Origin of the sequence: Herbidospora galbida, assembly GCF_005233835.1 — a bacterium.
Classification (GTDB): domain Bacteria; phylum Actinomycetota; class Actinomycetes; order Streptosporangiales; family Streptosporangiaceae; genus Herbidospora; species Herbidospora galbida.
This window is the reverse complement of record NZ_SZQA01000034.1, coordinates 92,002-99,265: the sequence shown is the minus strand read 5'-3', so window position 1 is coordinate 99,265 and position 7,264 is coordinate 92,002. Positions and strand designations below refer to the sequence as shown.

Here is a 7,264-nt window from a genome sequence, read left to right as displayed (position 1 = left end):
CGGCCCCGCCGCCGGCCGCACCCCCGGCCGCGCCCGCGGCGGCCTGACCCGTCAGCGCCCGGCGAGCTCCCGCAGGGCGGCGGCGAGGCGGTCGACGTCGTCGGCCGAGGTGAACAGGGCCGGCGTCACGCGGACGCAGTCCCCCTTCGTGACGCCGTCGCGGTGGACGGTGAAGATCCGGTGCCGGGTGTAGAGGTGGTCGACGACGGCGGTGTTGTCGGCCTTGGAGGTGCGGCCCGCGAGGCGGAAGGCGGTCATGCCGCCGTACATGGCCGGGTCGTCGGGGGTGAGGATCTCGACGGGCAGGTCGCGGACCTGGTGGACCCAGCGGTCGCGCAGGTAGCGCAGGCGGGCCTCCTTCACCGGAGCGCCGAGGGTCTCGTGGAAGTCGAGGGCGGCGCCGACGCTGAGGATGGGGGCGACGTCCATGGTGCCCGAGTGGACCCTCGACCGGATGTCGGCCACCTGCGACTCGTCGCCGAAGACGGGGGCGACGTCGGCCAGGCGCTCCTTGCGGATGTAGAGGAAGCCGCTGCCCAGGGGCGCGCCCATCCACTTGTGCAGCGAGAAGACGCCGAAGTCGGCCTTCAGCCGCGGCAGGGTGAAATCGAGGTGGCCCCACGAGTGGGCGGCGTCGACGATCACGTCGACGCCCTTCTCACGGGCCAGGTCGACGATCTCGGCCACCGGCACGACCAGGCCGGTGCGGTTGTTCATGTGGCTGAGCAGCAGCAGCCGCAGGCGCGGGGTCGTCTCCAGGGCGGCGGCGTAGGCGTCCAGGACGGCCCGGCGGGTGGCCGGTTCGGGGATCACCAGGCGTTCGACGCGGGCGCCGTGCCGGTCGGCCAGCCACTTCAGGGCCGACTGGCCGGTGTGGAAGTCGAGGTCGGCGTACATGACGGCGTCGCCGGGGGCGAGCCGCCGGTAGCCGGTGATCAGGTTCTGCAGGGCCTCGGTGCCGCCCCGGGTGAAGGCGATCTCCTCCTTCGTCACGCCGAGCAGGCCCGCGACGCGCGCGGCGGCCTCCTCGGCCTTCTCCCTGTACGCCATCCGCAGCAGCCGGCTGTTCTCCGCGTTCAGCCGGTCGGAGTGCGCGTGGTAGGCCAGCCTGACGGGTTCGGGCATGCTGCCGAAGTAGCCGTTCTCCAGGTTCACGAAGCCCGGGTCGACCCGGAACGCCGCCCCCACCGACCGCCAGTACGGCTCGTTCCGCGCGATCTCCCCGGGGGCGCCCGAGGGCCTCGCCACCGCGGTCGCGGGTCGGGCCACGAACGACAGCGGCAGGCCGGTGAGCATCGCGCGGCGTGACAGGGTCACGTCTCCCCCTTCGGTACGGCAGGGGGGCTGATCGATTATCCGCCGCCCCACCGGCCGGGACCGGCGGGGCACCACCAAACGCGCGGAAAGTTCGGTTACTTTGCGTGACGACATGTCTTCTCATCTGGTGGGTGGCACCCCGGTACGCCTGATCACCGAGCCCTTCGCCCCCGCCGGGCGTGGCTTCTGGGCCAAGCTGGAGGCGGTCAACCCCGGCGGCCTCAAAGACCGGGCCGCCCTGCACATCGTCGAGCGGGCCAGGGAGCGCGGCGAGCTCGCCCCCGGCGCGATGATCGTGGAGTCGACGTCGGGCACGTTCGGCCTGGGGCTGGCCCTCGCCGGGATCGTGTACGGCCATCCGGTCACCGTCGTCACCGACCCCGGCATGGAGACCCTGGTCCACCGGCTGCTCACCGCCTACGGCGTGCGGGTCGTGACGGTGGACCGGCCGCATCCGGCCGGGGGGTGGCAGCGGGCCCGGCTCGACCGGGTGGCCGAGCTGCTGGCGGAGCATCCCGGGGCCTACTGCCCCGACCAGTACGCCAACCCCGACAACGTCGGCGCGTACGCCGGCCTGGCGGGCGAGCTGGCCGAGCAGCTCGGGCGGGTCGACGTGCTGGTGTGCAGCGTCGGGACCGGCGGCCACTCGGCCGGGGTGACGAAGGCGCTGCGGCGGCGCCACCGGCGGGTCAGCCTCGTGGGCGTCGACGCGGTCGGATCGACGATCTTCGGACAGCCGGCGCGGCCCCGGCTGATGCGCGGCCTGGGCAGCAGCATCCACCCGCGCAACGTCGCGCACGAGGAGTTCGACGAGGTCCACTGGGTCGCCGCCCACGAGGCGGTCTGGGCCTGCCGGACCCTCGCCGCGACCCACTACACGACCGGCGGGTGGAGCGTCGGCGCGGTCACCGTCGTCGCGTCGTGGCTGGCCCGGACCCTGCCGCCGGACACCCGGATCGCCGCCGTCTTCCCCGACGGCCCGGCCCGCTACGGCTCGACGATTTACGACGACGCCTACTGCGCCGCCCACGGCCTGCTGCACCGGCCGCCAGCCGCCGAACCCGACGAGATCAAGACGGCCGACGAGGCCGAGGTGACCCGCTGGACGCGGATGGTGATCCGGTGAGGGCCTGGCGCTCGTTCGACGCGACGGCCCGGCTGCTGATGGTCAACCAGTTCACCATCAACGTGGCGTTCTACCTGCTGATGCCGTTCCTGGCCGGGCACCTGTCCGGCGGGCTGGGGCTGGCGGGCTGGACGGTCGGGCTGGTGCTCGGGGTGCGCAACCTCAGCCAGCAGGGCCTGTTCCTGCTCGGCGGCACCCTCGCCGACCGGCTCGGCTACCGGCCGGTCATCATCGCCGGGTGCCTGCTGCGGACCCTCGGGTTCGCGCTGCTCGGGTTCGCGACCACGCTGCCGGTGCTGCTCGCCGCCTCGGCGATGACCGGCTTCGCGGGGGCGCTGTTCAATCCGGCCGTACGGGCCTATCTCGCGCATACGGCCGGTGAGCGGCGGGTCGAGGCGTTCGCCCTGTTCAACGTCTTCTACCAGGCCGGGATCCTGGTCGGGCCGGGGATCGGGCTGGCCCTGATGGCGGCCGACTTCCGGCTGGTGTGCGCGGTGGCGGCCGGGCTGTTCGCGGCGCTGACGGCCGTGCAGGTGCTCGCGCTGCCGCCCGGCCCCGGGTCGCGGGCCGCGCCGGAGGGGGTGCTGGCCGACTGGCGGACCGTGCTGGCCAACCGGCCCTTCGTGCTGTTCGCGGGGGTGATGACGGGGTCGTACGTGCTGTCGTTCCAGGTCTACCTGGCGCTGCCGCTGGCCCTCGGCGACCCGGGCGCGGTGACGCTGCTGTTCGTGGTGTCGGGCGGGATCGCGGTGCTCGGGCAGCTGCGGATCACCGCGTGGGCCCGCGCGCGGTGGACGCCGGCGCAGGCCATGACGTGGGGTCTCGCGTCGATGGGCGCGGCGTTCGCGCCGCTGACGCTGACGACGTGGCCGGGCGCGGTGCTGCTGTGCGCGGCGCTGCTGGGGGTGGGCACGGCGCTGACGTACCCGTTCGAGATGGACACCGTCGTGGCCCTGTCGGGCGGGCGGCTCGTCGCCACGCACTACGGCCTGTACAACTCGATCGCCGGGATCGGGATCACCGCGGGCAACCTGGCCGTGGGGGCGCTGCTCGACCGGGCGGTCCTGCTGTGGGTGGTGCTGGCCTGCCTGGGGGCGGGGTGCGCGGCGGGCGTCCACCTCCTCGGCCGCTCGGGCCTCACCCGGCCGCTACCGTGGTCGCATGGCTGACGGATGGCGCTGGGACGAGACCCTGTTCGAGGGCGCCGCGGCCCACTACGCGCGCGGCCGGCTCCCCTACGCCCCCGGCTACGCCGAGACGCTGGCCACCGCCCTCGGCCTCGACCAACGGAGCCGGCTGCTCGACGTCGGCTGCGGCCCGGGGACCGTCACCCTCCCGATGGCCCCCTTCGTCGGCGAGGCGATCGGCCTGGACCCCGACCCCGGCATGCTGGCCGAGGCCCGGCGGCAGGCCGGCCTCCGGGGGGTGACCAACGTCCGCTGGGTGGCCGGGAGGGCCGAAGACCTGCCCGGCGGCCTGGGCGCGTTCCAGGCCGTGGTGTTCGCCCAGTCGTTCCACTGGACCGACCGCGACCGCGTCGCCGCGACCGTCTTTCGGATGCTGGCGCCCGGTGGGGCGTTCGTGCAGATCGGCGATGTGCGGGGCCCGGCCGCTCCTCCGTACGCGAAGATCGGCGACCTGGTCCGCCGGTATCTCGGCCCGGTGCGCCGCGCGGGGCAAGGCGTGCTCGTGAACGGGACGCCGGGGCGGGAGGACCTCGTCCTGGCGCGGGCCGGGTTCGGCGCGGCCGAACGCGTCGTCGTCCCGGCGGGTGAGATGATCACCCGCACGGCCGACGACCTCGTGGCATGGACGTTCTCCCGGTCCGACTCCGCGCCGCACCTGTTCGGCGACCGGCTCGCCGACTTCGAACGCGACCTGCGGGCGCTGCTCGGCGAGGGCCCGTTCCCCGAGCGCCTCCCGGCGACGGAGATCAGGCTCTGGCGCCCCGCGCAACATACGTATACTTATGCGCATACGGAGGAGGCCGACGATGCCCAATAAGACGATCTACGTCTCGGATGACGACCTGCCGCTCTTCCAGCGGGCCACCGAGCTCGCCGGCGGCAAGCTCTCGGCCGCGATCAGCACCGCCCTGCGGCGCTACGTCGAGGTGGAGGAGGGCCGGGAGGAAGGCTACGAAGAGGTCATCGTGAAGGTCGGGCAGGGCGCGGCGGTGCGCAAGCAGCGCTTCTCCGGGGTGCTGCTCGGCGAGTGGAGCCGCATGGTGGGCCAGCGGACCGAGACGTTCCGGGTCTACCGTTCGCGCAAGGGCAAGTACGTCCTGCACCTCGAACGGTCGCCCGAGTGGACCGACAGCATGACCCGCGACTCCGACAACTGGCTGTCGGGGCTGTTCTCCCGTGAGGCGTTGCGCACCTACCTCGGCCTGGCCGACTCCGACTGGGGGTTCATCCAGGGCGAGGCCACCATCGAGGTCCTCGACACGTTCGAGGACCTCCGGGGCAGGGTCCCCGACGAGTTCTACGCCATGATCACCGATCTCGGCCGGCGGCCCGTCGTCGAGGACCTCGACATCTAGCCCTTCAGGCGTTCGGGCCCAGAGAGGCCGGGAAACGCGCCCAGACGCGGTGGCCGCCCAGCAGGGTGACGACCTCGCCCAGCACCGCCGGGCCCGCCTCGCCGACGACCACGCCGGGCGCGCCGGGCGGGATGCCCGCCGAGGCGAACGCCTCGGCCGCGCCGTCCCAGCCGCCCAGCGGCTTGCCGTGCCGGTAGGCCTCGTTCAGCATCAGCGAGACGCGCGGGTCGACGGGCCCGCTCAGGCCGGCCTTGGCGTCACGGGCCCCGATGGCGTCGGTGCCGGGTGCGGGGGCGCCCGCGACGACGATGGCGTCGAACTCCACCGACCGGGCGGCGGCGAAGGTCCGCTGGACCGAGACCGGGTCACCCGGGCCGGGCAGCACGCCGCCGGTGGGGGCGATGACCAGCGGCACCATGCCGCCGTCGAGGACCGTCTGGCGGACCGTCCGCAGGGCCTCCAGGTCGCCGCCCGCCACGATGCCGATGATCCGGCCCTTGGTCGGCCACGTCTTGCCGACCTGTGACAGGGCGGGGCTGGGCTCGACGTACACCTCGGGCTTGCCCTCCGGGACCGGCAGGCCGAGGCCGAGGGCGACCTGCTCGCACAGGTAGGGGTCGATCCGCGCCAGGACCTGGAGCTGCCGCTCTCTGATGGTCTGCTCGAACACCTTGCTCAGCTCGAAGGTGTAGGCGGCGATGATGTGGGCCTGCTCCACCGGCGACATGCTCAGCCAGAACAGGCGCGGCTGGCTGAAGTGGTCGTCGAAGGAGGCCGGCGCCACCCGTCCGCGGGCCGCCGCCTCGACCGGGTACGGCACCTCGACGTAGCCGCCCGGCGCCTGGAAGGGGCACCCGCCGTCGAGGGAGTTGGGCCGGTAGGGCGCGACCCCGGTGTGCACGGCGGTCTGGTGCATGCCGTCGCGCAGCATGTCGTTGACCGGGGCGTGGGTGCGGTTGATCGGCAGCTGGTCGAAGTTCGGGCCGCCCAGGCGGCTGATCTGCGTGTCGAGATAGGAGAACAGCCGGCCCGCCATCAGCGGGTCGTCGGTCACGTCGATGCCGGGCACCACGTGACCCACGTGGAAGGCGACCTGCTCGGTCTCGGCGAAGAAGTTGGCCGGGTTGGCGTTCAGCGTGAGCAGGCCGATCGGCTGGACCGGCGCGAGCTCCTCGGGCACGATCTTCGTCGGGTCGAGCAGGTCGATGCCCTCGAACGTCTGCTCGCCGGTGTCGGGGAGGATCTGGATGCCGAACTCCCACTCGGGGTAGGCCCCCGCCTCGATGGCGTCGGCCAGGTCGCGGCGGTGGAAGTCGGGGTCGACCCCGTTGACGATCTGGGCCTCCTCCCACACCAGGGAGTGGACGCCCGCCTTCGGCTTCCAGTGGAACTTCACCAGCGTCGTCGCACCGTCCTCGGCGACCAGCCGGAAGGTGTGGACCCCGAAGCCCTCCATCATCCGGTACGACCGGGGGATCCCCCGGTCGGACATGTTCCACAGCGTGTGGTGGGTCGCCTCGGTGTGCAGCGAGACGAAGTCCCAGAAGGTGTCGTGGGCGCTCTGCGCCTGCGGGATCTCGCGGTCGGGGTGGGGCTTGCCGGCGTGGATGATGTCCGGGAACTTGATCGCGTCCTGGATGAAGAAGACCGGGATGTTGTTGCCGACCAGGTCGAAGATGCCCTCGGAGGTGTAGAACTTCGTCGCGAATCCCCGGGTGTCGCGGACGGCGTCGGCCGAGCCGCGCGAGCCGAGCACGGTGGAGAAGCGCACGAAGACGGGGGTCTCCACGTCCTTGGCCAGGAAGGCCGCCTTGGTCACGTTGGCGGCGGTGCCGTAGGCGCGGAAGACGCCGTGGGCGGCGGCGCCGCGGGCGTGCACGACCCGCTCGGGGATGCGCTCGTGGTCGAAGTGGGTGATCTTCTCGCGCAGGTGGTGGTCGCGCAGCAGCACCGGGCCGCGCGGGCCCGCCTTGAGCGAGTGGTCGGTGTCCGGCAGTCGCGTGCCGGTCGCGGTCGTCAGGTAGGCGCCGCCCTGCGCCCGTGTCTCGGTGGTGTCTCCCGACGGCTGACCGGTCGGCGTGAACGGGTCGGGGCCGCGCTGGTCGGGCTTGGGCTTCAGCGGTCCGCGCGGCTCGACCGGTTCGGCCAGGCTCGGCGGCATGCTGCCCGGCCGTCCCGGGATCTCCTCCCCGCCGTGGTCGGAGATCGCGTCGATGACCTTGTCGACGGCCTTGGCGACCGGGTTTTCCTTCTTGTTCACGGTGTCCCCTCAGAGGCGG

6 protein-coding genes are annotated in these 7,264 nt (G+C 73.0%); 4 read left to right on the top strand and 2 right to left on the bottom strand.

Translation table 11 applies throughout. The annotated features are described in order from the left end of the window. Window positions 1-51 precede the first annotated feature (51 nt). Window positions 52-1,317, bottom strand: a complete 1,266-nt coding sequence (locus FDA94_RS29720) for an aminotransferase class V-fold PLP-dependent enzyme (RefSeq protein ID WP_246060220.1) — start codon at window positions 1,315-1,317, stop codon at window positions 52-54. Window positions 1,318-1,429: 112 nt separating this feature from the next. On the opposite strand from FDA94_RS29720, the gene FDA94_RS29715 reads away from it, so the two are divergent. The 4 genes from FDA94_RS29715 to FDA94_RS29700 are packed head-to-tail and all read left to right on the top strand — an operon-like array spanning window position 1,430 to window position 4,985. Further along, window positions 1,430-2,443 carry a PLP-dependent cysteine synthase family protein gene (locus FDA94_RS29715; RefSeq protein WP_137250374.1) on the top strand — a complete coding sequence of 338 codons (1,014 nt, stop codon included), beginning with the start codon at window positions 1,430-1,432 and terminating at the stop codon, window positions 2,441-2,443. After that, window positions 2,440-3,612, top strand: a complete 1,173-nt coding sequence (locus tag FDA94_RS29710; protein ID WP_246060219.1) for an MFS transporter — start codon at window positions 2,440-2,442, stop codon at window positions 3,610-3,612. Before FDA94_RS29715 ends, FDA94_RS29710 begins: the two co-directional genes overlap by 4 nt. Beyond that, the gene (locus tag FDA94_RS29705) at window positions 3,605-4,447 is read left to right on the top strand and encodes a class I SAM-dependent methyltransferase (protein ID WP_137250373.1); all 843 of its coding nucleotides are present in this window, start codon (window positions 3,605-3,607) and stop codon (window positions 4,445-4,447) included. Before FDA94_RS29710 ends, FDA94_RS29705 begins: the two co-directional genes overlap by 8 nt. Further along, entirely contained in the window at window positions 4,437-4,985 is a 549-nt protein-coding gene (locus FDA94_RS29700) for an EXLDI protein (RefSeq protein ID WP_137250372.1), read from the top strand. Before FDA94_RS29705 ends, FDA94_RS29700 begins: the two co-directional genes overlap by 11 nt. A gap of 4 nt (window positions 4,986-4,989) precedes the next feature. On the opposite strand, the gene FDA94_RS29695 is transcribed toward FDA94_RS29700, so the two are convergent. Beyond that, window positions 4,990-7,245: a catalase gene (locus FDA94_RS29695; protein WP_281286649.1), complete on the bottom strand. Its 2,256-nt coding sequence runs from the start codon at window positions 7,243-7,245 to the stop codon at window positions 4,990-4,992. Window positions 7,246-7,264 lie beyond the last annotated feature (19 nt).